Origin of the sequence: Acidovorax sp. 56 (assembly GCF_002749705.1) — a bacterium.
In the GTDB taxonomy this organism is placed as follows: Bacteria; Pseudomonadota; Gammaproteobacteria; order Burkholderiales; family Burkholderiaceae_C; genus Acidovorax.
In genome coordinates, this window is the sequence record NZ_PEEV01000001.1 from 1,510,427 (window position 1) to 1,533,974 (window position 23,548).

Genomic DNA, 23,548 nt, shown 5'->3' on the forward strand with positions numbered 1-23,548 from the left:
CATGTTCAGGGAACCTTCTGCACTCCGCGCGACGCCCGCAAAGCCTCCCGAATGGCCTGAACAACCGCATCAGGCCTTTCCAGTGGAATGCCGTGGCCACTGTCCACCCACACCTGCACTGAGCCGGGATACAGGCGCGCAATGTCCGCCCGCTTTCGATCCACATCCTGCCCCAGTTCGGTCGCTGAGCCCGAGGCGCGCGCTGCGCTTAAGACCCACACGGGCACCACGCCATCCACAGGCAGCGCAGACACCTGCGTTCCTGTTGCGTCCAACTGCTCCAGCTCCTGCTTGGCGGTCGGCGAAGTCACTGCATTGAAGAGCCACTTCAGCCATACAGGCCATCGCTCAAGACTGCCAGCGCCTTTCACCTGATCAGGATGGGTGGAGTCCACTAGCACCAGCGCGGCCACTTCGTCAGGGTGCTGGCGAGCAAAAAGCTGCATGTAGAGCCCGCCCAAGGAATGCCCCACCAGCACGTACGGCGGAGACACGCCGCGTGCATGCAACAAAGCCCGTAGTTCGCCGACCACCTGCATGCCATCGCGCGGCGCCATGCCCTCATCACTGCGCCCGTAGCCCGCGCGGTTGTAGGCAAGTACCTGGGATTCGGTCACGACCTCCGGCCACACTTTCGCCCACCAGTCCAGCGTCGCCCCCAGGCCGTTCTCCAGCACCACGGCGGGGGTACCCTGCCCGCCCAGCACGTACTCCACCTTGCGCTCATCCACCATCTCGGTGTTCGCGCCTGACACGGTGGCGCAACCTCCCAGGCTCAGGGCCAGCCACAGCAACCCCACAGTGACATGCCACCTTGTCTTCGTGCCGGGCTGCACAGGTCTGTCGCACAACATCTTGGATCCTGAACACACGATGGTTTCAGCAGCGTGCTGCTGCGCGCAGCAGGGCATTGCATTCTTTTGCCGCACTGCGGCCCGAAGCATCGCCTCCTCCGGCAGAGGCCGCCTGGCCCTTGCCCGATGGGCCGCTCACCATGGCCGTGCAGATGGCATCCGAATGCGGCGTCTGCCCAAACGTCATGGCATTCTGAAACCCCGTTACGCCGTAGACGTAGCAGCGGTATTGGGCACCGTCTCGGGTATGGACGGTGTAGTTGATGCGTCCGCCAGTCTCTTCCTGGCGATCGCTCACGGTGAACTGCCCTTGGGCGCGACCAATGGCTTGGGCCGTGCGCTGCTCCAGTCCGGCCTGGTCCATCGTGGAAGCGCAGCCGCCTAAAAGCGCTGCGCTTACAACAATGCACACGACGGATGCAGCAGATGCCGCTGATACCAACGGCGCTCTGGTGGCGACAAAGGCTGCAGCCCCAGTGGTAGCGCAAGGCACCACTGATGCGATGAAAGACAGAGGTTTCCGCCGCAAGCGGCTTACGGTGAATGGATGAAATGTCATGGACAGCTTGTTCTTCAACGGGTGTAGCAGGTGTCTGCGGGAATGGTCGCCACCGTAGACGCCACGGAGCCCAAGGTGGGTTGAATCGTCGGAATCTCATCGCCCACAAGACACAGCACACGGTTGGGCTGCAAGGTCCAGATGGCGCCAGCACGAGTGCCAATCACCGTGCGCAGTTCACCCCAATGTGCAGCCAGCGTCGGGTTGGCCTCAGATCGGGTGAACGTCACCGTCCCTGTTTTGCTAGGCCCTGCAGCTTGGTAAGCGCCAGCGCAGTCGCTGCCCGCAAAAGTCAGCACACCCTCGTAATAGTCCAGCGTATTCGTCGCCGTGATGCGCGCGCGCAAGGTGCGTTTGTAAGACTGTGCGCCCGCCTTGACACAACCCTTCTGTACCCAATCGGCCTCTAGCTCGGTCAGTGCAACGACAGGTGTTGTGCCATCGCCACCACCGCCTGGCGCATCGGGGTCATCGCCACCGCCGCCGCCACAAGCAACCAGTGATATGGCGGACGCAGCCAACAGGCCCGCACCCAGGCAGCTGCCACGATGAATAGACTTCAGTATCGGAAAAGACAACGGCATCACGGACTCCTTGGAAACGCAAAGACAAAAACGGCTAGGCAGGAAACGCGGGGCAAAGCAAGCCCCTGCAACCCACCCACAGGGCTACATCAACGGTGAAATGAGGGGGAGCGATCAGCCCGGCTTTCGGGCAACCACAAAGGCACGGATATCCCTGCCCTGCGTGCCATGCCGCTCGGAACAGACGATCTCCAGTTGCTGGCGCACCATGGCACTCAGCAGGTGCTGTGCCTTCAGAATCAACACGGGAGGCACCTTGCCCAGGGCCCGCATCAACGGCACAGCAACATACGGAACCAGCGGATTCATTTCTGCAATGCAGGCGGTCTTGGTGATGAGCAGTCCACCAGGGCGCAGGCTTTGCACCAGCTGCCGCAACGCTCCGTCCAAGTCAGTCATGAGGTGCAAAACGTTAAACGCCAGCACTGCGTGGTAAACACCGGCCCCCTGCGCCTCGCCCTCTGCGTCCGCCACCGCAAAGCTCAACTGTGGTGTGGGCTGGGCGGCAAGGCGTTGCCGGGCAATCGAGATCATCTGGGGCGACACATCGGTTGCCAGCAAGCTGCGCGCGAACGGTGCCAGGCGCAGCGCGGTGCTGCCGGTGCCGCAGCCCACTTCCATCACATCTTGCTGCACGGACAGCAGGCTTTGTACGCGGTGCAGTGTTGTCTCGTACCCTGCATAGTCGGCAATTCTGTCTGCCGCGTACTTGGGGGCAATGCGATCCCAAAAGTGCGCCTTGGACGAGACCACACCCAACGCAGTGGCAGCAGACGACGACACACAGACTTGGGCAGAGGGAACAGAAGACATAAATAAGCACCAAAAAAGCTGCGATGGCAAAACGCACCCAGGTGCGCATCCCCAAGGAACACCCAGCGAAACATCCAGCGGCCTGCGTGAGGGCAAACGAGTCGATGTATGCACTGCATCCCAAGGCCCTCATACTATCCATGCATCGATTTGCAGGAAATTGCGATAAATTGCAGCGGACATATACATTTACGTATGGATAACCTCGACTGGAATCAGCTAAAGGCGTTTTTGCAGACGGCACAAACCGGCTCGTTGTCAGCGGCTGCGCGCACACTGGGACTGACCCAACCCACCCTGAGCCGTCAGGTCGCGGCCATCGAGCAACAGATGGGGGTGACGCTGTTCGAGCGCGTTGGCAAGGCCATGGTGCTCACATCCACGGGGCTGGACCTGCTGGAGTACGCGCGTGCCATGGGCAGCGCGGCAGAAGCCCTAGGCCTTGCCGCCAGCGGGCGGTCTCAAGCTGTGGCTGGTGTGGTGTCTGTGTCCGCCAGTGACTCGGTGGCGGCCTACCTACTGCCGCCCATCCTGCGCCAGCTGCGTGTGCAAGAGCCCGGCATCGTCGTCGAAGTGATTGCATCCAATGCATTCAGCGATCTGTTGCGCCGCGAGGCCGACATCGCCATCCGCCACGTCAAGCCTGAGCAACCCGACCTGATTGCCCGCTTGGCGCGTGAAGCTCAGGCATGCTTTTATGCTTCGGCGGCCTGGGTCCAAGCGCACGGCCATCCACGCACGGGAGAAGATGCGCAGCGGGCTGGGTTTGTGGGCTCTGACCGCAATGGCCGCTACCTCGCGTTCTTGCGTCAGTTCGGCCTGCATCTGAGCGAAGACAACTTCACCTGCTATGCCGACCAGACCGTGAGCCACTGGGCACTGGTATGCCAAGGCATGGGCATAGGCGCCACGCTGGATGAAATCGCGGCCCAAAGCCCCCACATGGTCCGCGTGCTGGACGATGTGCCGCCAGTGCGGTTTCCGTTCTGGCTCGCATCGCACCGCGAGCTGCGTACCTCGCGGCGGATTCGCATCGTGTATGACGCGCTCGCCGAAGGCTTATCGGGCCACCGCTAAACAGCAGTTAACCCACGCACACACTTGCCCGTCGCTGCGCAAATGCAAGCGACACAAACGCGTCGTAGGCGAAAGAGGCAGCAACGTAACCATTACCAACGCGGCGCAATGCGCTCGCCAGGCAAGATCGCATACGGGTCTGCCCAGCCGGGCAAGGCACGCAACCGCTGCCGCCAAGCGTCGATGTGCGGGTATTGCGCGGCCACGTCGTAGTCGCTTTCTTCTAGCGGGTAAAACATATAGCCGCACAAAGAAAAGTCTGCGATGGTGGGCTGGTCGCCCACCATGAAGGCCCGGTTTGCCAGGTGCTTATCCACAATGCCAAACGCGTTGTCCATGCGCCCCTGCAGCCAGGCCATCAGCGCAGGCTCGGGCGGTGTGGCACCAAAGGCTTTCATGAAGCGGAACGTGGCGAAGTAGCTGGTGAACTTGTGGTTGTCGAACAGCAGCCAGCGCAGCACCTCCAGTTGGTCGTCTTCGGTCTTCCCCAGATACGCTGGCGCATGCTTTTGGGCCAGATAAGTCAGGATCACCCCCGACTGCGTCAGGCTGCGCTCACCATCCTCCAGCACCGGCGCCTCGCCCATGGGGTTGGTCTGCTCGCGCCAGTCGGCCGTGCGCGTCATGCCGTTCATGAAGTCCACAAACACGGGCTCCCACGCCACACCCAGTGCCCGCAAAAAGAACGCCACCTTGTACGAATTGCCAGACTGGCAAAAGCTGTGAAGACGGTACATCGCACACTCCTCCTTGGTATCTAAAAGGGGCAGGCCATCTGCCCCGGGGCTGAGCAGTGTCACAAAAAAGCGCCGCAGGTGCCGGGCACCTGACATTAACCCTCAACCCAGCGGCCGCAACCCCATCCACAAAGCAGCCCCCACGGCCAGCCACAACGCCACCACCAACACCGCACCGGCCATGCTGCGGGGCTTGGCGCCCTTCGCCTGCATCCAGGCATCGGCCTGGCTGCGGCACTCGACCAGCACCTCGGGCGGCAAAAGCTGCAGGGTCAGCCAAATCAGGCCGGGCAGCAGCAACACATCGTCCACATAACCCAGCACGGGAATGAAATCGGGGATCAGGTCAATCGGGCTCAACGCATAGGCCACCACAAACAGCCCCAGCGCCTTGGCATACCAAGGCGTCTTGGGGTGCTTGCCCGCAAACCACAGGGTGACTCCATCGCGCTTAACGCGCTTGGCCCAAATCTTCAGTGTGTCGCTTATGCCCATAAAACCCTCGAAGTGCCACCGGATGCAATGCCGATGATGCCCGTGACAACAGACGCACGATGCAGGGCATCAGCTCAGCGTTCGCAAATATACAAAACATATACAATTCAAATACGTTTTACATATTACTGAATCATGGGCATCGTCAAAATTTCCGATCAAATGCATGAAAACCTGCGTCTGGCCAGCACGGCGCTGAGCCGTTCCATCAACTCCCAGGCCGAGCACTGGATGCGTGTCGGCATGCTGGCCGAGATGTACCCCGACCTGGACCACCGCGAGATTTGCCAGATGCTGGTGCGGGCCGAGCTGGCGGGTGGGCTGGATGTGGCGCTGGCGGCGCGGGGTGAGCTGGACAGCAAGCCTGCTGCAGACGCCCGTGCCGCACGCACCAGAAAGCAGCCGCACTGATGGCCCGCGCTGACTGTGGGGTGCCGATCCGCTCGGCGGAAGAACTGGTGATGGCGCGGCGGGCCGCACAACTGGCGACCGAGGTGCTAGCGATGATCGAGCCGCATGTGGTGCCGGGCGTGACCACCGACGCGTTGGACCGCCTCTGCCACGACCACATCGTGAACGTGCAGGGCGCACGGCCTGCCAATGTGGGCTACCTGGGCTACCCCAAGACGGTGCTGACCTCGGTGAACCACGTGGTGTGCCACGGCATCCCCTCGCCCCAGCAGATGCTGAAGAAGGGCGACATCGTGAACATCGACGTGGCGGTGGAAAAAGACGGCTGGTATGGCGACACCAGCCGCATGTTCTGCGTGGGCACGCCCAGCGTGCTGGCCCAGCGGCTGGTGCGCACCACGTACGAGGCGCTGTGCGCGGGCATCCGGACGGTGAAGCCCGGCGCCACGCTGGGCGATGTGGGCCACGCCATTGCCACGGTGGCGCAGCGCGAGAACTTCAGCGTGGTGCGCGAGTACTGCGGCCACGGCATTGGCACCGTGTACCACGATGAGCCGCAGGTACTGCACTACGGGCGGCGCGGCCAGGGGCTGCGGCTGGAGGCGGGCATGGTCTTCACCATCGAGCCCATGCTGAACGCGGGCCAGCGCGAAACCAAGGAGCTGGCCGATGGCTGGACGGTGGTCACCAAGGACCGCTCGCTCTCCGCCCAGTGGGAGCACATGGTGGCGGTGACGGACAGCGGCTATGAGGTGTTGACCGCTTGGCCAGGGGGCACAGGTGCGTATCCTGCCATTTGACTGGCTGTACCGCGGCCTTTTCACTCAAGTCAAATTGGCTGCTAGCGCTTGATGGAAGGGTGCATGCGGTATCAAAACTATAGCAAACCGCACTTCTCGCAACCAGCGCAGCTACCACGGCAGCTGATCGCCGCTATACGCGTAGAAGCCACCTGTTTCCTCCACTGGCAACCCATCCAACACCCGCAACATGTCCCCCGCCGCATCGGTCGCTGGGCGGCCAATTTCTGCGCCATTGAACGGTGCTGACAAGGCTGAATTGACAGTGCCCGGGTGCAACGCCACCAGCACGGCCTGGGGGTGGGTGCGGGCCACTTCGATGGCAGCGGTTTTGACTAGCATGTTGAGCGCCGCCTTGCTGGCGCGGTAGCTATACCAGCCGCCCAGGCGGTTGTCGCCAATGCTGCCCACCTTGGCCGAAAGCACCGCCAGCAGGCCGCGCCCCTGCTTGGGCAGCAGCGGTGCAAAGTGGGCCAGCACGAGCGCGGGGCCAAAGGTGTTGGTGCGGAAGGTGGCTTCCATCTGCGCGTAGTTCAACTGGCCCAGGCGCTTTTCAGGCATGCCGTGGGGGCCGTGCAGCAGACCTGCGGCGTGGATGATGCAGTGCCATGGCCCCTGGGCCTTGAGCTGCTGGGCGGCGTGGGCGATGGTGGCTTCATCGTCCAAATCGACCGCCGGGTGGGTGTGGCGGCCCAGGCCCACGGCCAAAGCGCAGTGTGGGTCGGCCTGCAAGTGGGCCAGAAAGGCGCCGCCGATGGCGCCGGTGACACCGATGACCAGGGCGCGGTAGCCGTGAGGAAGCGAGTTCATGGAGAAGACCAATCGCCTTGGTGTGTGGACTGCGTGTAGACCTGCGCGCCATCGCAAAACACTTTGGTTTCGCAGTGCGGGAACACATGGTGACCGCAGTGTTCGGTGAAAACCGCGATGGTGCGGCGTGCCTCGCTCACCAGCGCAAACGCATACTTGAAATCGGCCGCAGACCCGTCCATGAGTTCGATGCGAAGCGTTTGGGATGGGAAAAAGATAGTGTGATTGGGTTTATCCGAAAACGCCTCCACCGTGCAGCCATATCGGGCCGCAAGTTCAGGAGCCCACTCCTGAATGATCTGGGCAGATAGGCGTGGCACGGGGTATTCGTGCAATCTCATGGTGCGTATGGAATGTGTAGTCAAAGCATATCGAGTCTAGTGCGCAGGCTGGCCGCATGCTCGCGCAGCGCATCGAGTTGCGGGCCCTGCATTTTTTGCAGCTGGCGGTACACCATGCCGAGGCGAAAGTTGTTGCCCAGCACTGCTTCGTTGCGCGCAAAGAAGTCCCAGTACAGAGCGTTGTACGGGCACGCACGCTCACCCACCTTCAGCTTCTTGTCGTAGTGGCACCCGGTGCAGTAGTCGCTCATGCGGTCGATGTAAGCGGCGCTGCTCACATAGGGTTTGGTAGCCAGCAGACCGCCGTCGGCAAACTGGCTCATGCCCACGGTGTTGGGCACTTCCACCCATTCCAAGGCGTCGATGTAAACGCCCAGGTACCAGCGGTGCACGGCGGCAGGGTCGAGCCCCGCCAGCAGCGCAAAGTTGCCGATGACCATGAGGCGCTGAATGTGGTGGGCATACGCATGCTCTAGCGACTGTCCCACGGCGTGCTGCATGCAACGCATTTTGGTCTCGCCCGTCCAGAACCAATCCGGCAGCGGCGTGTGGTGTCCCAGGGCGTTGCGCTCGTCGTAGCCTGGCATGTGGGCCCAGTAGATGCCGCGCACGTATTCGCGCCAGCCAAGGATCTGGCGGATGAAGCCCTCCACCGCTGGCAGGGGCGCAGCGCCTGCGTGGTAGGCGGCCTGGGCATGTTGCACCACCTCGTGCGGGCGCAGCATTTTGGTATTGAGCGCGAAGGACAGCAGGGAGTGAAAGAGCCGCGCGCTCTTCGTACTCATGGCGTCTTCATACGCGCCAAAGTGCGGCAGTGTGGTGGTGACGAAGTGATCAAGCCACGCCAGAGCCTCGGCGCGGTTCAGCGGCCAGCGCAGTGCATGGGCCTGCGGGTTGCCAAAGCTCTGCACGCCTGCGGCCTGGATAGTGGCCCACAGGGCGCTATGGTCGTGCGTGGGGCGCACGTCTAGCGGCAGTGCCGGTGTGCCGGGCCAAGGCTTGCGGTTGTCATGGTCGTAGTTCCACTGCCCGCCTTCGGGCTCGCCCGCTGCGTCGATCAGCACGCTGTGGCGCTGGCGCATGCGGCGGTAAAAGTGCTCCATGAGCCACTGCTTGCGGCCCTTGAACACCTCGGCCATTTCGGTGCGGGTGGTGTAGAAGTGTTCGCTGCTGACGGCCTGCACGGCAAAGGGCTGCTCTGCACCCCAGGTGCGCAGTTGCTCGTCCAGCCGCCATTCATCGGGGTGCTGGTATTGCAGCGTGTGCGCGCCGTAGTGGGCCATGAGGGCGGCCAGGTTGGCGGGCATCGACTGGCGGTTGCTCGCATCGTCAATCGCCACATAGCGCACGCGGTGCCCGGCCTCGCGCAGGTGGCGCGCCAAGTCGCGCATGGCCGCAAAGATGGCCAGGATTTTTTGCGCGTGGTGCAGCACGTAGTCGGTCTCTTGCCGCACTTCCATCAGCACGTAGACCACGCCTTCGTCCAGCGTGGCAAACCATGAATGCTCGGGGTTGAGCTGATCACCCAGCAGCAAGCGCAACGTGTGGGTGCGCGGTTGCGGGGTGCTCATGCCGTGCCCCACATGCGGCGGTAGCTGCCGTCGGCGTCGTGGTCTTGCGCCTGCTTGGTGGGGTTGAAGCGGCGGCCCCCGCGCGGGTCGGTGCCGCGCCCGGCGATGTAGAGCCAGTTGGCCTGGTTGCTGTACACGTCGTAGTCCACCAGTTGCGATTCAAACCACGCGGCGCCTGAGCGCCAGTCGCTGTGCAGGTCGTACAGAAGATAGCTGGCCGCCACCTGGCGCAGGCGGTTGCTCAGATACCCGGTGGCAGCCAGCTCGCGCATGGCGGCATCGACCAGGGGCTCGCCGGTCTCGCCCCGGCACCAGCGGTCAAAGCCGCGCGGGTTGTGTGGGGCGGGTGGTAGCTCTGACAAGCCGCGCGCCCGGTACAGCGCTGCACCGTATTGCAGGTGCAGCAGCCGAAAGTAGTCGCGCCACAGCAGCTCAAACCACAGCCAGTAGGTGCCATCGTTGGCGCCGTGGTCGCTCTCAAAGGTTTTTAAATCGGCATAGATCTGGCGCGGAGACAGCGCACCCGTGGCCAGCCAGGGCGAAAACTTGCTGGAGTAATGAAGCCCCGTGAGTCCGTTGCGCGTGGCCTTGTAGCCGTGGGGCAGCTTGCGGGCCAGGTACTGCGCCAGATGGGCCAGCGCAGCGGCCTCGCTGCCATCACAGGTGGGGGTGCCGTAGGGAAAGGACGAGCGGGCATCGCTGCACTGTGGCGGCGCGGGTTGCCGGATGGCTGCTGCGCCCTGCCCTGCCCCCATGGCTTGCAATACCGATGCAGAAACATCGGGCGGAGGCAGCAGTTGGGTGGGTGCGGGCAATGGCGCGGCGGGGGTGATGCCTGCGCTCTCGACCTTTTGGCGAAAGGTGGTGAACACGCCCGGCAGTTGATCGACCGACCACGGCATAAGCGAAGGGGGCAATAGGCTGCTGTGCCACACAGTGCGCACCTGCAAACCAGCGGCGCGCAGTGCGGCCACCTCGGCCTGCTCGTAAGGGGCAGCAATGTCTTCGCACACCACGGTGGTGGCCCCCACGGCCTGGGCCAGTGGCGGCAAAGCCGTGGTAGGCGGGGCCTGGCAGACGAGCAGTGGGTTGCCCAATGTAAGCATCTGCCCTTGCAGACCGCGCAGCGCTGCAGCGGTAAAGGCGCGGCGGTGCGCGCCCACGCGGGCAAAGCCCCAGGGCGTGGCCTCGTCGGGCGCAGGCCGGCACACCACGGGCAGCAGGTGGGTGGCGCCGCTGGCAAGTGCCGCTTGCAACGCCGGCTGGTCGTGCAAACGCAGGTCGTCGCGAAACCAGAACAGCACGGAGCTCATGCAGCGCCCTCCCCTGCGGACTTGTCGGTGCGTTTGCGTTCGCGGCGGCAGCGGTCTGAGCAGTATTTCACCTCGTCCCACACCTTCTCCCACTTCTTGCGCCACATGAAAGGCAAGCCGCAGTGTTGGCAGGTCTTTTGCGGGAGGTCTGATTTTTTGCGCATGCGCATGGGTCAAAGTCCAAAGGGTGGCGGGGGGGCGCTCTGCCACCGAGAGCACCAGGGCATAGGGGGCTGCAGTGGCTGGCAGCGCTCAGCCGCTGGCCTGGCCGCTACGGTTGTGGATCGGTGCGGTCGTGCGTGACCCAGATCAGGGCTTGCGTATCAATGCCCAGCGCCTGCGCTTGGGCGATGAGCTGCTCACGCACAGCAGGGGCCAGCTGTTTGCTGCGCGACAGAATCCAGCAGTAACTGCGGTCTGGCCCCACCACCAGCGCCCATTGGTAGTCAGCATCCAGCGCGGCCACGTGGTAGCCGCCGTAGAACGGGCCAAAGAAAGAGACCTTGAGCGAGGCGGTGCTTGCATCGCCCGTGAACAGGGCCTTGCCTATGGCCTGACGCCAGTCGTTCTTGGCAGTGTCAAAACCCCGGTTGATCACACGCACGCTTCCGTCGGCCTGGCGCTGGTAGGTCGCACTCACGTCGGCCATGCCGCGTTCAAATGAGTGATCGAGCCGCGCTGCCTCGTACCAACGGCCTTCGTAGCGGGCCAAGTCAAACGGGGTGACGGGATTGATGCCCTGGGGCGGCAGAATGGATGCGCAACCTGCCAGCACAGCAGCGGTGCCCAGCGCGGCCACCAGGACTGTGCGCCGTAGAAAAAGGGAGTGCATGGGTATAAAAACCAATCAGTCACAAAACAAACCAAATGGTATACCCAATCCACTGCAGGCGTCCCCAAAGGGCCAACGGGCACTGCCAGCGTGCCAGCCGCCAACACAGGCCAGCACCTAAAATCAGGCCCATGACCCTCAAGATCACCGTCTACTCCAAGTCCGCCTGCCCCCAGTGCGAATCGGCCAAGAGCCTGCTGAAGGCGCGCTCGCTGCCCTATGAAGAAATCAAGATCGATGACGAAGCCGAACGCTTGGCCTTCTACGCCAAGTGCGGCCCCGCCGTGCGGCAAATGCCGCAGGTCTTCATCAACGACCAGCGTGTGGGTGGGCTCACCGGCCTGCAAGCGGCACTCAAGCAACTGGGGCATTGACAGACAGCCTGGCACCTTGATGCCGCTAAAGACGCCGCAGAGCGTGCCGGGCTCTCCACCTTAAACGGCCTGGTGGCCCCGCAGCATCGCCCTCAGCGCAGGCTGCGCGGCAAGATGCCGGGCAGCAACGGGCGACTCAGGCGCTGGCACCACCATTTGAAGGCCTCGCCGGGGGTGCCAGACTTCCAGGCCAGCCAAAACGTTTCCTCGGCGCGGGGTTCTTCCACCGCCACCTCCACCAAAACCCCCTCTTCCAGCTCTGCTTGCACGCAAGCTTTGGGCACAAAGCCATGGCCCAGCCCTGCGACCTGGCAGGCAATCTTGGCCTGCATCGATGGCACCGTGATTCGCCGCTGGCCTGAGAGCAATCCCACCGTGCGGTCCGTGAGCGAACGGGCCCCATCGCCTACCACCACGGCGGTGTGCTCCAGCAAATCACTGCGGCGCAACGGGCGGTCTGGCCGGCCCGGACGGGCCAACGGGTGTGTGGGTGCCACACAAAAGACAAAGGCCAGCGTACCCACAGCCACGGCTTTGTAGCCACCGCCTGCAGGGCCTTCGCCGGCAGCCACGATGAGGTCAGCACGCCCATCTCTCAATGCCTCCCAGGTGCCAGTCATGGCCTCACAGCCAATGCGCAAACGGGTGCCGCAGTTCAGGTCTTCAAAAGCGCAGATGTCCTGATTGAAGGCGCTGGTGGGGATGAGCGAGTCATGCACCAGGCGTACTTCCGATTCAAACCCCGTAGCGATCTGCCTCATGCGCGATTCCAGCTGCCGCGCCGACACCAGCAGCCAGCGCCCTTCTTTCAGCATCTCCTGCCCCGCAGCCGTGAGGGTGACGCGCGGGCCATTGCGCACAAACAGCGCCAGTCCTAACTGATCCTCAAGCTTGCTCACGCTGTAAGAAATGGTGGAGGGCACCTTGTGCAGGTGCTCTGAGGCCCCCGCAAACGAACCGTAGCGAGCGATGGCATCGACCAATTCGATGGCTTCCAGCGTCAGTTTCAACATGGAAATTTCCTTGATTTACATCATCGAAATTATCGATGATGAATACCAAAACGTTTCAACCTTGACCCGGATCAAAAGCCAGATACTTTCTCCATCGCAACACGAAATACACGCTGAAACGGCGCAAAGCCAACTGGAACGCCAGTGTGAATTTCATCGAACCTGAAGAAAGGAATTGCACCATGCTCGACATCCGCAGATCCCACCAACGCGGCAACGCCAACCACGGCTGGCTCCGTTCACGCCACACGTTTTCGTTTGGCCACTACCACGATGCACAGCAACAGGGCTTTTCAGACCTGCTGGTAATCAACGATGACCGGGTGGCGCCAGGCCAGGGTTTTGGCACCCACCCCCACCGCGACATGGAAATCTTTTCATATGTGCTGGAAGGGGCCCTGGAGCACAAGGACTCGATGGGCACAGGCTCGGTGATCCGCCCCGGCGACGTGCAAATGATGAGCGCAGGCACCGGGGTGCGCCACAGCGAGTTCAACCACTCCAAGCAAGACGGCGTGCACTTTCTGCAGATCTGGATCGCTCCCGGAACCACCGGGGTGGCACCGCGCTACCAGCAGGTGCACTTCAGTGAAGCAGAAAAGCGTGGCCAACTGCGCCTGATCATCTCGCCCGAAGGCGAACAAGGATCGCTGGCCGTGCACCAGGACGCCAGGGTGTACGCAGCGCTGCTCCATGGCGAAGAAGCCGCTAGCCTGGATGTGGGCCCTGACCGCAATGTGTATGTGCATGTGGCACGTGGCAGCCTGGAGGTGAACGGTGAGCGCCTGGAGGAAGGCGACGGGGCACGCATTCGCAATGCCCAAGCCTTGCACTTTGCCAACGGCCAGGATGCAGAGGTGCTTGTCTTTGACCTGCGCCCGCTGGAATTGCCCACCATGCCGCACTGACGCCACGCCGCGAGGCAAGCCTCGCAGCGCGACAAAACACCATTCGGCCCCTGGCACCGCATCAGTGAATGCCGGGGGGCGATACGGCCGACAGTCCGGGCTCAGCCCGGTCCTGCCCAGGCCATTCTTTCTTCACGTTCCATTCATTTGTACCAGGGAGTTTCACCATGACCATTACCGCCCAAGCCACCCCCGGCGCACGCTTGCTCAGCCCCAAGGACCACACGCTGATCCTGATCGACTTCCAGTCGCAAATGGCCTTTGCCACTCATTCAATTGACGCGGCAAACCTGCGCACCAATGCCTCGCTGGTCGCCCAGGCTGCAGCAGGCTTTGGGGTGTCCACCATCCTGACCACGGTGGCAGAAAAGAGTTTTTCGGGCCCCATGTTTGACGAGATCACAGCACCCTTCCCCGGCCAGAAAATGCTGGACCGCACGTCCATGAACACCTGGGAAGATGCCGCTGTCATCGCCGAAGTCAATCGCATCGGCAAGCCACGCATCGTGCTGGCAGGCCTGTGGACCAGCGTGTGCATCGTGGGCCCGGCCCTCTCCGCGCTAGACCAGGGCTTTGAGGTGTATGTGATCACCGATGCTTGTGGCGACGTGTCTGTGGAAGCCCACAACCGCGCCGTGGAGCGCATGGTGCAAGCGGGTGCACAGCCCATGACATCGCTGCAATACCTGCTGGAGCTGCAGCGCGACTGGGCCCGTGGCGAGACCTACGACCTGACGACTGGCATTGCGAAGAAGGTGGGCGGCGCCTACGGCATTGGCATCAACTACGCCAAGACCATGTTCAACGCCCACGAAGGCTGATAAGAGGGCCGGCCGTGAAGACATACCTCCTGTCTGCCGCTGCCGGCCTGCTGGTCGGCGTCATCTACAGCCTCTTGAACGTGCGCTCGCCTGCTCCACCGCTCATCGCCCTGCTGGGGCTGCTGGGAATGCTGGTGGGTGAGCAGGTGATTCCGGTGGGCAAGAAGTTGCTGGGCGGGAGCACCTTCAGCACCGCGTGCCATGAGACCAGGGCAACGGCTTCCGTGCTGGGCCACCTGCCAGGCCGACAAGCGCCAGCAACACCCACCGAGGACAAGCAGGCCTGACCGCCTGGTCATCCATACGCCATGCCTTGCGTGCGCTGCTGCAGCGGCAGCAGCGCACCGGCATTCCACGAAAGAAACCCATGACATCCCGTCGAAACATCCTGGGCGCCGCGACGACAGTGGCACTGGGTAGTCTATTGGGGCGCAACGCCTCTGCAGCCGAACACCAAGGAGCCACTGCCATGTCCGATTCTTATCCAGACGCCGTCTTCTTTAACGGCCAGATCACCACGCTGGACCGCAGCAAACCCACGGCCAGCGCCGTCGCAGTCAAGGCGGGCCGCTTCGTGGCCGTGGGCGATGACCAGGAAATTCTGGCGCTGGCCGGAGACCGCACCCGGCGCATCGACCTCCAGCGCAAAAGCGCGCTGCCGGGTCTGTTCGACAACCACACCCATGTGGTGCGCGGCGGGCTCAACTACAACATGGAGCTGCGCTGGGACGGCGTGCGCTCGCTGGCGGATGCGCTGGACATGCTCAAGCGCCAGGTGGCGGCCACCCCGGCGCCGCAGTGGGTGCGCGTGGTGGGCGGCTTTACCGAGCATCAGTTCGTTGAAAAGCGCCTGCCCACGCTGCAGGAGATCAACGCCATCGCACCCGACACGCCGGTGTTTCTGCTGCACCTGTACGACCGCGCACTGCTCAACGCCGCGGCACTGCGTGCCGTGGGCTACACCAAGGACACGCAGGCGCCTCCTGGCGGCGAGATCGTGCGCGACGCAAGCGGCAACCCCACCGGCCTGTTGCTGGCCAAGCCCAACGCCACCATCCTCTATGCCACCCTCGCCAAGGGCCCCAAGCTGCCACTCGACTACCAGGTCAATTCCACACGCCACTTCATGCGCGAGCTCAACCGCCTGGGCGTGACCGGCGTGATCGACGCGGGCGGCGGCTTCCAGAACTACCCCGACGATTACGAGGTGATCCAGAAGCTGGCCGACGCCAACCAGATCACCGTGCGCCTGGCCTACAACCTGTTCACGCAAAAGCCCAAGCAGGAGAAAGAGGACTTCCTCAAATGGACGTCTTCAGTCAAGTACAAGCAGGGTGACGACTATTTCCGCCACAACGGCGCGGGCGAGATGCTGGTGTACTCGGCAGCCGACTTTGAGGACTTCCGCGTGGAACGCCCCGACATGCCGCCGCAGATGGAAGGCGAGCTGGAGGAGGTCGTGCGCGTACTGGTCCAGAACAAATGGCCTTGGCGCCTGCATGCAACGTATGACGAGACCATCTCGCGGGCACTGGATGTGTTCGAGAAGGTGCACCGCGATACGCCACTCACAGGCATCAACTGGTTCTTCGACCATGCAGAGACCATCTCCGACAAGTCGATAGACCGCATTGCGGCGCTGGGAGGCGGCATAGCAGTGCAGCACCGCATGGCATACCAGGGCGAATACTTCATCGAGCGCTACGGCGCCCGGGCAGCAGAAGCCACGCCCCCGGTCAAGCGCATCCTGGAAAAGGGTGTCAAGGTTTCGGCCGGTACCGATGCCACGCGCGTCGCCTCTTACAGCCCCTGGGTCTCGCTGTCATGGATGATTACCGGCAAGACACTGGGCGGCACACAGCTGTATCCACAGCGCAACCTGCTGGACCGCGAGACGGCCCTGCGCATGTGGACCGAAAACGTGGCCTGGTTCAGCAACGAAGAGGGCAGGCGTGGCCGCATTGCCGTGGGCCAACTGGCCGACTTCATCGTGCCCAGCAAGGACTTCTTCAAGGTGTCGGAAGACGAGATCTCGTTCCTGACCTCACACCTCACAGTGGTCGGTGGCCGAGTGGTCTACGGCGAGGGCGAGTTTGCCCGGCATGACGACAACCCACTGCCCCCGGCCATGCCCGACTGGTCGCCGACCAGGCTGTTCGGCGGCTATGCCGGTTGGGGTGATCCGGAAGGGGCGGGCAAGAACTCGCTCAACCCGGTGCGCTATCGCAACATGGCAGCGGCTTGCGGCTGCAGCACCAGCTGCGGGATGCACGGCCACAACCATGCCGACGCGTGGGCATCCAACGTGCCGTCCTCTGATCCGAAGAGCTTCTTTGGGGCACTGGGCTGCTCTTGCTGGATGGCCTAAAACAAAAGGACCTCCCTGAGCTACGGCGCGGCGTCCCCCTCACGCTCTTTGAGCGGGGGACGCAGGACGGCGCATGACGGCACAAGACTCCAAGGAGAAATGCAATGACTACATCCTCATACGGCGTTCAGGAACGTCTGGCGACCGTGATGCGCCCTGTCTTCGGCAGCGCTGCCATGCGCTTTGTGGGCTATCTGGGCCTGTGCGCTGCCTATCTGCAGGGAGGCCTGACCAAGCTCACTTCCTTTTCCGGTGCCATGGCTGAGATGCAGCACTTCGGGCTGGTGCCTGCGCCGCTGTTCGCGGTGCTGGTGATAGCACTGGAGCTGGGTGCCTCGGTGCTGATTCTGGTTGGCCGGTGGCGCTGGCTGGGTGCGCTGGCCCTGGGCTGCTTCACCTTGCTGGCCACGATGCTGGCACTGCGCTTCTGGGAACTGCCCCCAGGGCAGGAGCGCTTCATGGCGACCAATTCCTTTTTTGAGCACCTGGGCCTGGTCGGTGGCTTTGTGCTGGTGGCCTGGCAAGACCTGCGAGGTAACCATGCCACCCCATGATTCCCACAAGCCGCCGCCGCACGCGGGAGCAACCTCTCAACAGCAACCCGGCACTGCCTTTGCGGCACTGCGCTTTCCGGTGTTTGCCGTGCTGTGGACTGCCACGGTGCTTGGCAACATTGGCAGCTTCATGCGCGACGTGGCCAGCGCGTGGATGGTGACGGAGCTGACGTCCAGCCCAGCAGCAGTGGCCTTGATTCAGACCGCCGCCACCTTGCCCGTGTTTTTGCTGGCCATCCCTGCGGGGGTGTTGTCTGACATTCTGGACCGGCGGCGTTTTCTCATTGCGGTGCAGGTGTTGCTGGCATCGGTGAGCGGCACGCTGCTGATGCTGGCCTCCACCCACACACTCACCGTGGAGTGGCTGGTGGCCCTGACGTTTGTGGGCGGCATGGGCGCGGCACTCATGGGACCCAGCTGGCAGTCCATCGTGCCGGAGTTGGTCCCGCGCAGCGAGCTCAAAGGCGCCGTGGCACTGAACTCGCTGGGTGTGAACATTGCACGCTCTATAGGCCCTGCCGCCGGCGGGTTGCTGCTGGCCAGCTTTGGGGCGGCCATGGCCTACGGGGTGGACTTGCTGAGCTATGTGTTTGTGATCGGTGCACTGTGGTGGTGGAAGCGCACCCCCGCCGCATCCAGCGGGCTGGACGAGCATTTCTTCGGGGCCTTCCGTGCGGGGCTGCGCTTTGCCCGTGCCAGCCGCGATCTGCATGTGGTGCTGCTGCGTGCGGCCGTGTTCTTTGGCTTTGCCAGCGCAGTGTGGGCCCTGCTGCCCCTGGTGGCGCGGCGCATGCTGGGCGGCGGCGCCGGGTTTTATGGCGTGCTGCTGGGCGCGGTGGGTGCAGGTGCCATTGCAGGCGCCGTGCTGCTGCCCAGATTGCGCCAGCGCTGGGATGCAGACCAACTGCTGCTGGGCGCATCGGCACTGACCGCCGCTGTGATGGCGGTGCTGGCTGTTGCGCCGCCCCAGTGGGCTGCCGTTGGGCTCATGCTGCTGCTGGGCGCAGGCTGGATCGTGGCGCTGACGACCCTCAATGGCGTGGCCCAGTCGGTGCTGCCCAACTGGGTGCGCGGGCGGGGGCTGGCCATCTACCTCATGGTGTTCAACGGTGCCATGGCAGCGGGCAGCCTGGGCTGGGGACTGATGGCAGGCCAGGCAGGACTGGCCACTGCCCTGTGGATGGGGGCTGCAGGGCTGGTGGTGGTGGCCTTTGCCGCGCACCGCTTGCGCCTGCCCAGGGGGGAGGCCGATTTGCAGCCCTCCAACCACTGGCCGGAGCCTTTGGTGGCCGAACCTGTACCCCATGACCGGGGCCCGGTGATGGTGCAAATCGAGTACCGCATCGCGGCCCACGACAAGGCCGCCTTTGCACAGGCCATGCAGGCGGTGGGGGAAGAGCGCCGCCGCGACGGCGCCTATGCCTGGGGCATCGCGGAGCACACGGGAGAGCCAGGCCGGGTCATGGAATGGTTTTTGGTGGAGTCCTGGGCCGAGCACATGCGCCAGCACACCCGCGTTTCGCAGGCCGACGCAGACCTGCAGGCGGCAGCCCAACGCTTTCACCAAGGCCCCGGCGGGCCGGTGGTGCACCACTACCTGGCACTGCACGCCGCAAGTGCCGCAACACCGTGACCGTCCTACACAACACGCAGCACGGCTGTGCTGCAATACCACCCTGCCCCACTGCACGCACGGGCAAGCTTTGCCGCAAGCCCGCCCGCAAGGGACAAGGAGCTTGCACCACCCCATTCACTTCTTTTCAGCGATTGAGAACCTCCATGGAAACCGGAATCCACACCATGTCCGACCTGTTTGACCAATTGGGCCTGCCGTCGGACGAGGCATCAATGACCACCTTCATCGCCACACACCGCACCACGGCAGTCAACTTCACATTGCCCGACGTCGCCGTGTGGACGCCCGCTCAAGCCAAGTTTCTGCGCGAAGCGATTGCGGCCGACGCCGACTGGGCCATTCCGGCCGAGCAGCTGAGCCAGGCTCTGGGCTGCGGGCTTGGCGTAACCAAGGGGTAAACAGGTTGATGAGGGTCCAGAAGGCGGGCTAAGGCTGACCTTCTGCACGCGCCAAAAACCCATCGACCAGCACGTAGTGTGCAGGCACATTCAAAGCGGGTGCATGCCCACAGCCAGGCACCTCCACCACCTGCAGCAGGCCCTTGGCGCCGGGGCCTCGGTGCTGCATCTCTGCCACCGTATCGGGCAGCACCAGGTCTGAATCAGCGCCGCGCAGGCACAGCACCGGAATGTCCAGCCGGTCGTAGTGGTCCCAGATCAGGTAGTCGTTCTCATGGTGGGTGAACTGCTGCACCATGGCCGGGTCGTAGTGCGGGGTCACGCGGCCATCGGGCAGGCGGCGGGTCGATGTTTCGGTCAACCGCCGCCACTGCGCATCGCTGAGCCAGCCGTAGGGCTGGTACACCTGACGAAAGAATGCCTCCAGCTCGGCCACGGTGTCAAACGCGGGCGGCTGGCCCGCATAGGCCTTGATGCGCTCGAGCGCGGCATCGGCCAGGCGGGGGGCGTTGTCGTTGAGCAGCAGGCTGGCAATGCGGCCCCGCAAGGCGGGCTCCCACACGCCCGCAGCGCACACGGTGCCAATGGCCCCGCCCATCGAGGTGCCTACCCAGTGCGCACGCTCAATGCCCAGCTGGTCGAACAGGTCGGCAGCGATGCGGGCGTAAAACGCCAGGCGGTACTCCTGCAGCGGCTGGCGGCTCCACTGGCTCAGGCCCCGGCCGATGGTGTCAGGGCAAATGACGCGGTAGCGGTCTGCCAGGTGCGCGGCCAGGTCGTCCATGTCGCGCCCGGTGCGCGCCAGGCCATGCCAGGCCATCACCACCGGGGCGCCCGGCGGGCCCCATTCGGTGTAGTGGATTTCGTAGCCAGCACAGGTGGCGTAGCGGGAGATGGGAGACATGGTGATGGCCTGTGAAACGGGACAAACTGCCGGGCACGGCCCTGCTGGAGCCGTGCCCTGCGTGGGCGCCTAGTCGGGGATGGCGATGGCCCCCGCCGTGATGGCAATGGCATCACCGGCGAGCGGTGTGGCCGCCATAGGAGGCAGGTTGGCCGTGGTGATGGCCGGGGCGCTGCCGGGCGTGCCGCCGCGTGGCACCGTGCGCACCACCTGGCTGGCTGGCAGTGTTTTGCCGCTGGCCAAGTGGTCGTACATGGCGTCCAGGGCGCGGTTCAGGTACACATGCAGGGGCACATAGCGGGTGTCGTAGCCGGGCAGCACGGTGGGCAGGCCGATGAAGCTGTCGAAGTGCTGGGCGTTGGTCACCTCCACATAGCGCAGCTTGCTGGCGCTGCCCTCCACCTTGCGGTTGAGGGCAGCGTAAGGCCGCGAGGTGTGGCTGACGGGCAGCAGCGCATCGGCGCGGCCGTGCACGATGATGGCGGGCTTGCCGCGCAGGTTGCCGTTGCGGCGGGTTTCATCCACCCCGGCTTGCAGCTTTTGCGCGGCGGCATCGGTGCCGGTGACCAGGTTGCGCAGGCACAGCGCACCGGCGGTGTTCCAGTCGGCCAGGCCGCTGGCAGACACCGACAAAAAGTCGCGCCCTGCCCCCAGCTTGCCGTTGTTGTTGATGAGCTGCACCCCGCTGGAAGGCGGCACCCCATTGCCCGTGGCAAACATGCCCGCCAGCGCTGCGGGCGCCAGCGGCCCCACGGCGCCGGTGGATGTGGTGGCGGCATAGCTGTAGCCGCACAGGTGATCCTTCACGCTGGCGCGCGAGAGCGCGTTGGCAAAGGTGACCGCCACAGCCGGGGCCACTTCAAACGCAGCCAGGGATGCGTGCAAGTCGCTCGACTCGGCCTCCCACCCATAGTCGCGCAGCTTTTGCAGCGCCTGCTCTGCCTGCGCGGCGGGGGTGCTGCCCGTCAGCAAGCCCGCCGCCACCAAGGCGGAGCACCGGTTGGGCGCAATGGGCAAGGCGCTGGCCGCAAAGCCCGCGCCAAAGGCAACTGCATAGGGCGAGCTGCTGATGGAAGGCGCCAGCGCCGCGCAGGATTGGTAGAGGTTGGCATAGGTGGTGAAGTCCACCAGCGTCTTGCCGGTCACGGCCACGGCGCTGCTGCCGCGCTGCACCGTCACGCCGGGGTTGGCGGGCAGCTCTACGGCGGGCTCAGACACTGCCACGCCGCTGATCAGGCCCTGGGTGTCTTGCTCTGCCGCCGCAATGGCCGCGCCCCCGCCGTTGGAGATGCTGGACGCGATGACGATGGTGTTGGCGGGAGTGAGCGTTTTCATGCGCACCCCGTTGTCCAGCGCGCCAAAGCGCTCGTTGAGCACGTAGTACGCAAACTCCACCGCCTGCAGCGTGCTGCGGCCCCAGTCTTTCTCGGGGTTCTGGCCCGAATGGGCGTGCTTGAAGGCAAAGCGGTTGGGCGTGGCGGCGTTGAAGGCGACCAGTTCACTGGCCGAGAGGCCCGCGTTGAACGCGGCGTTCTTGCCCGCCGCCGTGGCCGTGGCACGGGTGCCATCGATCAGCGGCACGGTGTCGTTTTGCAGGTCGTGCGGGGCCGCACCTGTGCCCTTGTCTGAGTAGGCTACGGCGCAGCCGCGCTTGAGGCCCCACTCGCCCGTGCTGATGCCGCCATACACCCCACGCGAGCCCGATGCCGTGGCCGTAATGACGCAGGGCTTTTGCGGGTTGAAGCTGGCGGGCACCTGCACCATGAGGGTGACGTTTTGCCGCCCGCTGCCATCGTCGGCAAAGGCGATGTATTCGGTGCCCGCCACCTTGCCCTCGCTGGCGGTGATGTTGCCCTGCGCATCGACATTGGGGCCATACAGGCTGCCGTAGCCACCTGCCGCCGTCATGTCGAGCAAGGCGCGGTAGTTGGTGTGGATGGTGGTGCGGCGCAGCTCGGCCGCCGTGGGCTTGAGGGGGTCGGCATACGCCGGAGCGGCCGCTGCGGCCAGGCCGGTTTTACCCAGGCCGGCGGTGAGCAGGTCGTCGGTGGTGCCGTCGTAAGCCGTGGCCTGGATGGTCCCCAGGTACGTGGGCTTGGTGTTGGGGATGGCGTTGCTGCCATCTCCCCCACCGCCGCCGCAGGCGGCCAACACAGCAGCGGCCACAGCCGCAGGCAGGAACGGGCGAACACAGGTTTTCATGCGCTTGTCTCCAGGGTTGGTTTTTGTTGCACGACCATCACACCGATTCAAGAAGTCATGGAGCCGCGAAGTCAGAAACTCCGCACCCTCATCCCGGCCTGCGCGCCGCCGCAGCGCGCAAGCGCCCCACCACGCCGGTGGGGAAGTAATAGACCGAAAGCACAAACAGCACGCCCAGCCACAGCAGCCAGCGGTCTGGCGAGAGCAAGGCGGCCAGCCAGGGCCAGCCCGCGGCGGCCTCGCTGCCTACGCGCAGCAGGTCTTGCAGATAGCTTTGCGCCACCAAAAACAATACGGCGCCAATGGCCGAGCCGTAGATGGTGCCCATGCCGCCGATGACGACGATGAGCAGGCAGTCCATCATGATTTCGAAGCTGAGCGAGGTGTCTGGCCCGTTGTAGCGCAGCCAAAGCGCCAGCATGCAGCCCGCCAGTGTGGCAAACAGGGCCGACAGCACGCTGGACGTGGTGCGGTACACCACCACGCGGTAGCCAATGGCTTCGGCGCGGAACTCGTTCTCGCGGATGGCCTGCAGCACCCGCCCAAAGGGCGAGTTGACGATGCGCAGCAGCGCCAGCACCAGCACCACGGCGGCCACAAACAGCAGGTAGTAGCAGATCAGGCGGCCATCGATGGCCACGCCCAGAAACGGATCATCAAACGGCTCGAAGCTGGGCGACAGCACCTCGGGCACCTTGAAGGTGAGGCCGTCTTCGCCCCCGGTGATGTCGGACAGCTGCGAGGCCAGCGTCTGGAACGCCGCAGCCACGGCCAGCGTGATCATGGCGAAGAAGATGGCCCGCACCCGCAGCGAGAACAGCCCCACCGCCAGCGACAAGAGCAGCGACAGCAGCAGCGCCCCGCCCACGCCCACCAGCAGGGCCGACCAGGTGGGCCCCATGCGCGTGGTGGCCACGGCAATGCCATAGGCGCCAATGCCAAAGAACATGGTGTGCGCAAAGCTGACGATGCCGGTGTAGCCCAGCAGCAAGTCAAAGCTGGCGACCAGCACCACAAACACCAGCACCTTGGCCGCCACGTTCAGCGCCTTGACGCCAGGAAACAGAAACGGCGCCAACGCCAGGCCCAGCAGCACGGCCAGCAAGATGGCTGCGAGCACCTTGCTGCGGGGGTAGTCACCAGAGAGAAGTCGGTTCAACATGCTTGCGGCTC

Annotated in this window: 28 protein-coding genes; 12 read left to right on the forward strand and 16 right to left on the reverse strand. The window is 64.1% G+C overall.

The annotated features are described in order from the left end of the window. Nucleotides 1-5: 5 nt before the first annotated feature. From CLU88_RS06595 to CLU88_RS06610, 4 genes are all read right to left on the reverse strand, one after another. Nucleotides 6-755: an alpha/beta fold hydrolase gene (locus CLU88_RS06595; RefSeq protein WP_233205389.1), complete on the reverse strand. Its 750-nt coding sequence runs from the start codon at nt 753-755 to the stop codon at nt 6-8. 124 nt (nt 756-879) lie between these two features. Continuing rightward, the gene (locus CLU88_RS06600; protein WP_233205390.1) at nt 880-1,218 is read right to left on the reverse strand and encodes a hypothetical protein; all 339 of its coding nucleotides are present in this window, start codon (nt 1,216-1,218) and stop codon (nt 880-882) included. 209 nt (nt 1,219-1,427) lie between these two features. After that, nucleotides 1,428-1,997: a hypothetical protein gene (locus tag CLU88_RS06605; RefSeq protein ID WP_099655908.1), complete on the reverse strand. Its 570-nt coding sequence runs from the start codon at nt 1,995-1,997 to the stop codon at nt 1,428-1,430. A gap of 114 nt (nt 1,998-2,111) precedes the next feature. Then, entirely contained in the window at nt 2,112-2,810 is a 699-nt protein-coding gene (locus CLU88_RS06610; RefSeq protein WP_099655909.1) for a class I SAM-dependent methyltransferase, read from the reverse strand. A 195-nt stretch (nt 2,811-3,005) separates the two neighbouring features. Here CLU88_RS06610 and CLU88_RS06615 point away from each other — a divergent pair, with 195 nt between their 5' ends. Next, on the forward strand, nt 3,006-3,887 hold the full coding sequence (locus tag CLU88_RS06615) for a LysR family transcriptional regulator (RefSeq protein ID WP_099655910.1): 882 nt from the start codon (nt 3,006-3,008) through the stop codon (nt 3,885-3,887). Nucleotides 3,888-3,979: 92 nt separating this feature from the next. Here the strand turns inward: CLU88_RS06615 and CLU88_RS06620 are convergent, their stop codons facing one another. After that, the gene (locus CLU88_RS06620) at nt 3,980-4,624 is read right to left on the reverse strand and encodes a glutathione S-transferase family protein (RefSeq protein ID WP_099658695.1); all 645 of its coding nucleotides are present in this window, start codon (nt 4,622-4,624) and stop codon (nt 3,980-3,982) included. A 102-nt stretch (nt 4,625-4,726) separates the two neighbouring features. After that, a complete protein-coding gene (locus CLU88_RS06625; RefSeq protein WP_099655911.1) occupies nt 4,727-5,119 on the reverse strand; it encodes a YkvA family protein in 393 nt (130 codons plus the stop codon). A gap of 135 nt (nt 5,120-5,254) precedes the next feature. Between CLU88_RS06625 and CLU88_RS06630 the strand changes: the two genes are divergently transcribed. Both CLU88_RS06630 and map read left to right on the forward strand, forming a co-directional pair. Continuing rightward, nucleotides 5,255-5,530: a ParD-like family protein gene (locus CLU88_RS06630; protein WP_099655912.1), complete on the forward strand. Its 276-nt coding sequence runs from the start codon at nt 5,255-5,257 to the stop codon at nt 5,528-5,530. Continuing rightward, the gene (gene map / locus CLU88_RS06635) at nt 5,530-6,330 is read left to right on the forward strand and encodes a type I methionyl aminopeptidase (protein ID WP_099655913.1); all 801 of its coding nucleotides are present in this window, start codon (nt 5,530-5,532) and stop codon (nt 6,328-6,330) included. Before CLU88_RS06630 ends, map begins: the two co-directional genes overlap by 1 nt. A 111-nt stretch (nt 6,331-6,441) precedes the next feature. On the opposite strand, the gene CLU88_RS06640 is transcribed toward map, so the two are convergent. From CLU88_RS06640 to CLU88_RS06665, 6 genes are all read right to left on the reverse strand, one after another. Continuing rightward, nucleotides 6,442-7,140 (reverse strand): SDR family NAD(P)-dependent oxidoreductase, encoded by a 699-nt coding sequence (locus CLU88_RS06640; protein ID WP_099655914.1) that lies wholly within the window; start codon nt 7,138-7,140, stop codon nt 6,442-6,444. Continuing rightward, complete coding sequence (locus tag CLU88_RS22715) at nt 7,137-7,481, reverse strand: hypothetical protein (protein ID WP_143225954.1); 345 nt, start codon at nt 7,479-7,481, stop codon at nt 7,137-7,139. The genes CLU88_RS06640 and CLU88_RS22715 overlap by 4 nt, the downstream gene beginning before the upstream one ends. Before the next feature lie 20 nt (nt 7,482-7,501). Further along, nucleotides 7,502-9,052, reverse strand: coding sequence for a cryptochrome/photolyase family protein (locus CLU88_RS06650; protein ID WP_099655916.1), 1,551 nt, complete (start codon nt 9,050-9,052; stop codon nt 7,502-7,504). Continuing rightward, the gene (locus CLU88_RS06655; protein WP_099655917.1) at nt 9,049-10,365 is read right to left on the reverse strand and encodes a DASH family cryptochrome; all 1,317 of its coding nucleotides are present in this window, start codon (nt 10,363-10,365) and stop codon (nt 9,049-9,051) included. The genes CLU88_RS06650 and CLU88_RS06655 overlap by 4 nt, the downstream gene beginning before the upstream one ends. Further along, on the reverse strand, nt 10,362-10,535 hold the full coding sequence (locus CLU88_RS06660; RefSeq protein WP_099655918.1) for a DUF2256 domain-containing protein: 174 nt from the start codon (nt 10,533-10,535) through the stop codon (nt 10,362-10,364). Before CLU88_RS06660 ends, CLU88_RS06655 begins: the two co-directional genes overlap by 4 nt. Before the next feature lie 101 nt (nt 10,536-10,636). Further along, nucleotides 10,637-11,197: a lipocalin family protein gene (locus CLU88_RS06665; protein ID WP_099655919.1), complete on the reverse strand. Its 561-nt coding sequence runs from the start codon at nt 11,195-11,197 to the stop codon at nt 10,637-10,639. Between the two features lie 131 nt (nt 11,198-11,328). Between CLU88_RS06665 and CLU88_RS06670 the strand changes: the two genes are divergently transcribed. Beyond that, nucleotides 11,329-11,571: a glutaredoxin gene (locus CLU88_RS06670; protein ID WP_099655920.1), complete on the forward strand. Its 243-nt coding sequence runs from the start codon at nt 11,329-11,331 to the stop codon at nt 11,569-11,571. Nucleotides 11,572-11,663: 92 nt separating this feature from the next. Here CLU88_RS06670 and CLU88_RS06675 read toward each other — a convergent pair whose 3' ends face one another. Then, nucleotides 11,664-12,584 carry a LysR family transcriptional regulator gene (locus CLU88_RS06675; protein ID WP_099655921.1) on the reverse strand — a complete coding sequence of 307 codons (921 nt, stop codon included), beginning with the start codon at nt 12,582-12,584 and terminating at the stop codon, nt 11,664-11,666. Nucleotides 12,585-12,594: 10 nt separating this feature from the next. Between CLU88_RS06675 and CLU88_RS22960 the strand changes: the two genes are divergently transcribed. The 8 genes from CLU88_RS22960 to CLU88_RS06710 all read left to right on the forward strand — a co-directional run bounded on the left by CLU88_RS22960 (nt 12,595) and on the right by CLU88_RS06710 (nt 19,269). Then, nucleotides 12,595-12,750 (forward strand): hypothetical protein, encoded by a 156-nt coding sequence (locus tag CLU88_RS22960; protein ID WP_158235581.1) that lies wholly within the window; start codon nt 12,595-12,597, stop codon nt 12,748-12,750. Between the two features lie 16 nt (nt 12,751-12,766). Then, nucleotides 12,767-13,492, forward strand: a complete 726-nt coding sequence (locus CLU88_RS06680; RefSeq protein ID WP_099655922.1) for a pirin family protein — start codon at nt 12,767-12,769, stop codon at nt 13,490-13,492. A 167-nt stretch (nt 13,493-13,659) separates the two neighbouring features. Continuing rightward, nucleotides 13,660-14,313: a hydrolase gene (locus CLU88_RS06685; protein ID WP_099655923.1), complete on the forward strand. Its 654-nt coding sequence runs from the start codon at nt 13,660-13,662 to the stop codon at nt 14,311-14,313. 14 nt (nt 14,314-14,327) lie between these two features. After that, a complete protein-coding gene (locus CLU88_RS06690; RefSeq protein ID WP_099655924.1) occupies nt 14,328-14,600 on the forward strand; it encodes a DUF1427 family protein in 273 nt (90 codons plus the stop codon). A 182-nt stretch (nt 14,601-14,782) separates the two neighbouring features. Beyond that, nucleotides 14,783-16,681 (forward strand): amidohydrolase, encoded by a 1,899-nt coding sequence (locus CLU88_RS06695; RefSeq protein WP_199173427.1) that lies wholly within the window; start codon nt 14,783-14,785, stop codon nt 16,679-16,681. Between the two features lie 149 nt (nt 16,682-16,830). Further along, complete coding sequence (locus CLU88_RS06700; protein WP_099655925.1) at nt 16,831-17,235, forward strand: DoxX family protein; 405 nt, start codon at nt 16,831-16,833, stop codon at nt 17,233-17,235. Beyond that, complete coding sequence (locus tag CLU88_RS06705) at nt 17,222-18,868, forward strand: MFS transporter (RefSeq protein ID WP_099655926.1); 1,647 nt, start codon at nt 17,222-17,224, stop codon at nt 18,866-18,868. The genes CLU88_RS06700 and CLU88_RS06705 overlap by 14 nt, the downstream gene beginning before the upstream one ends. A gap of 146 nt (nt 18,869-19,014) precedes the next feature. Next, on the forward strand, nt 19,015-19,269 hold the full coding sequence (locus tag CLU88_RS06710; protein WP_099655927.1) for a DUF2789 family protein: 255 nt from the start codon (nt 19,015-19,017) through the stop codon (nt 19,267-19,269). A gap of 28 nt (nt 19,270-19,297) precedes the next feature. On the opposite strand, the gene CLU88_RS06715 is transcribed toward CLU88_RS06710, so the two are convergent. From CLU88_RS06715 to CLU88_RS06725, 3 genes are all read right to left on the reverse strand, one after another. Next, on the reverse strand, nt 19,298-20,173 hold the full coding sequence (locus CLU88_RS06715; RefSeq protein WP_099655928.1) for an alpha/beta fold hydrolase: 876 nt from the start codon (nt 20,171-20,173) through the stop codon (nt 19,298-19,300). A 69-nt stretch (nt 20,174-20,242) separates the two neighbouring features. Continuing rightward, a complete protein-coding gene (locus tag CLU88_RS06720) occupies nt 20,243-22,375 on the reverse strand; it encodes a D-(-)-3-hydroxybutyrate oligomer hydrolase (protein WP_099655929.1) in 2,133 nt (710 codons plus the stop codon). An 88-nt stretch (nt 22,376-22,463) separates the two neighbouring features. Next, a complete protein-coding gene (locus CLU88_RS06725) occupies nt 22,464-23,537 on the reverse strand; it encodes a branched-chain amino acid ABC transporter permease (protein ID WP_099655930.1) in 1,074 nt (357 codons plus the stop codon). Nucleotides 23,538-23,548: the final 11 nt, after the last annotated feature.

Excerpts from the sequence above, each read along its gene's own strand:
- CLU88_RS06600 (WP_233205390.1), bottom strand. The coding sequence starts at position 1,218 with ATGGACCAGGCCGGACTGGAGCAGCGCACGGCCCAAGCCATTGGTCGC.
- CLU88_RS06605 (WP_099655908.1), bottom strand. The coding sequence starts at position 1,997 with ATGCCGTTGTCTTTTCCGATACTGAAGTCTATTCATCGTGGCAGCTGC.
- CLU88_RS06610 (WP_099655909.1), bottom strand. The coding sequence starts at position 2,810 with ATGTCTTCTGTTCCCTCTGCCCAAGTCTGTGTGTCGTCGTCTGCTGCC.
- CLU88_RS06615 (WP_099655910.1), top strand. The coding sequence starts at position 3,006 with ATGGATAACCTCGACTGGAATCAGCTAAAGGCGTTTTTGCAGACGGCA.
- CLU88_RS06620 (WP_099658695.1), bottom strand. The coding sequence starts at position 4,624 with ATGTACCGTCTTCACAGCTTTTGCCAGTCTGGCAATTCGTACAAGGTG.
- CLU88_RS06625 (WP_099655911.1), bottom strand. The coding sequence starts at position 5,119 with ATGGGCATAAGCGACACACTGAAGATTTGGGCCAAGCGCGTTAAGCGC.
- CLU88_RS06630 (WP_099655912.1), top strand. The coding sequence starts at position 5,255 with ATGGGCATCGTCAAAATTTCCGATCAAATGCATGAAAACCTGCGTCTG.
- map (WP_099655913.1), top strand. The coding sequence starts at position 5,530 with ATGGCCCGCGCTGACTGTGGGGTGCCGATCCGCTCGGCGGAAGAACTG.
- CLU88_RS06640 (WP_099655914.1), bottom strand. The coding sequence starts at position 7,140 with ATGAACTCGCTTCCTCACGGCTACCGCGCCCTGGTCATCGGTGTCACC.
- CLU88_RS22715 (WP_143225954.1), bottom strand. The coding sequence starts at position 7,481 with ATGAGATTGCACGAATACCCCGTGCCACGCCTATCTGCCCAGATCATT.
- CLU88_RS06650 (WP_099655916.1), bottom strand. The coding sequence starts at position 9,052 with ATGAGCACCCCGCAACCGCGCACCCACACGTTGCGCTTGCTGCTGGGT.
- CLU88_RS06655 (WP_099655917.1), bottom strand. The coding sequence starts at position 10,365 with ATGAGCTCCGTGCTGTTCTGGTTTCGCGACGACCTGCGTTTGCACGAC.
- CLU88_RS06660 (WP_099655918.1), bottom strand. The coding sequence starts at position 10,535 with ATGCGCATGCGCAAAAAATCAGACCTCCCGCAAAAGACCTGCCAACAC.
- CLU88_RS06665 (WP_099655919.1), bottom strand. The coding sequence starts at position 11,197 with ATGCACTCCCTTTTTCTACGGCGCACAGTCCTGGTGGCCGCGCTGGGC.
- CLU88_RS06670 (WP_099655920.1), top strand. The coding sequence starts at position 11,329 with ATGACCCTCAAGATCACCGTCTACTCCAAGTCCGCCTGCCCCCAGTGC.
- CLU88_RS06675 (WP_099655921.1), bottom strand. The coding sequence starts at position 12,584 with ATGTTGAAACTGACGCTGGAAGCCATCGAATTGGTCGATGCCATCGCT.
- CLU88_RS06680 (WP_099655922.1), top strand. The coding sequence starts at position 12,767 with ATGCTCGACATCCGCAGATCCCACCAACGCGGCAACGCCAACCACGGC.
- CLU88_RS06685 (WP_099655923.1), top strand. The coding sequence starts at position 13,660 with ATGACCATTACCGCCCAAGCCACCCCCGGCGCACGCTTGCTCAGCCCC.
- CLU88_RS06695 (WP_199173427.1), top strand. The coding sequence starts at position 14,783 with ATGTCCGATTCTTATCCAGACGCCGTCTTCTTTAACGGCCAGATCACC.
- CLU88_RS06700 (WP_099655925.1), top strand. The coding sequence starts at position 16,831 with ATGCGCCCTGTCTTCGGCAGCGCTGCCATGCGCTTTGTGGGCTATCTG.
- CLU88_RS06705 (WP_099655926.1), top strand. The coding sequence starts at position 17,222 with ATGCCACCCCATGATTCCCACAAGCCGCCGCCGCACGCGGGAGCAACC.
- CLU88_RS06710 (WP_099655927.1), top strand. The coding sequence starts at position 19,015 with ATGGAAACCGGAATCCACACCATGTCCGACCTGTTTGACCAATTGGGC.
- CLU88_RS06715 (WP_099655928.1), bottom strand. The coding sequence starts at position 20,173 with ATGTCTCCCATCTCCCGCTACGCCACCTGTGCTGGCTACGAAATCCAC.
- CLU88_RS06720 (WP_099655929.1), bottom strand. The coding sequence starts at position 22,375 with ATGAAAACCTGTGTTCGCCCGTTCCTGCCTGCGGCTGTGGCCGCTGCT.
- CLU88_RS06725 (WP_099655930.1), bottom strand. The coding sequence starts at position 23,537 with ATGTTGAACCGACTTCTCTCTGGTGACTACCCCCGCAGCAAGGTGCTC.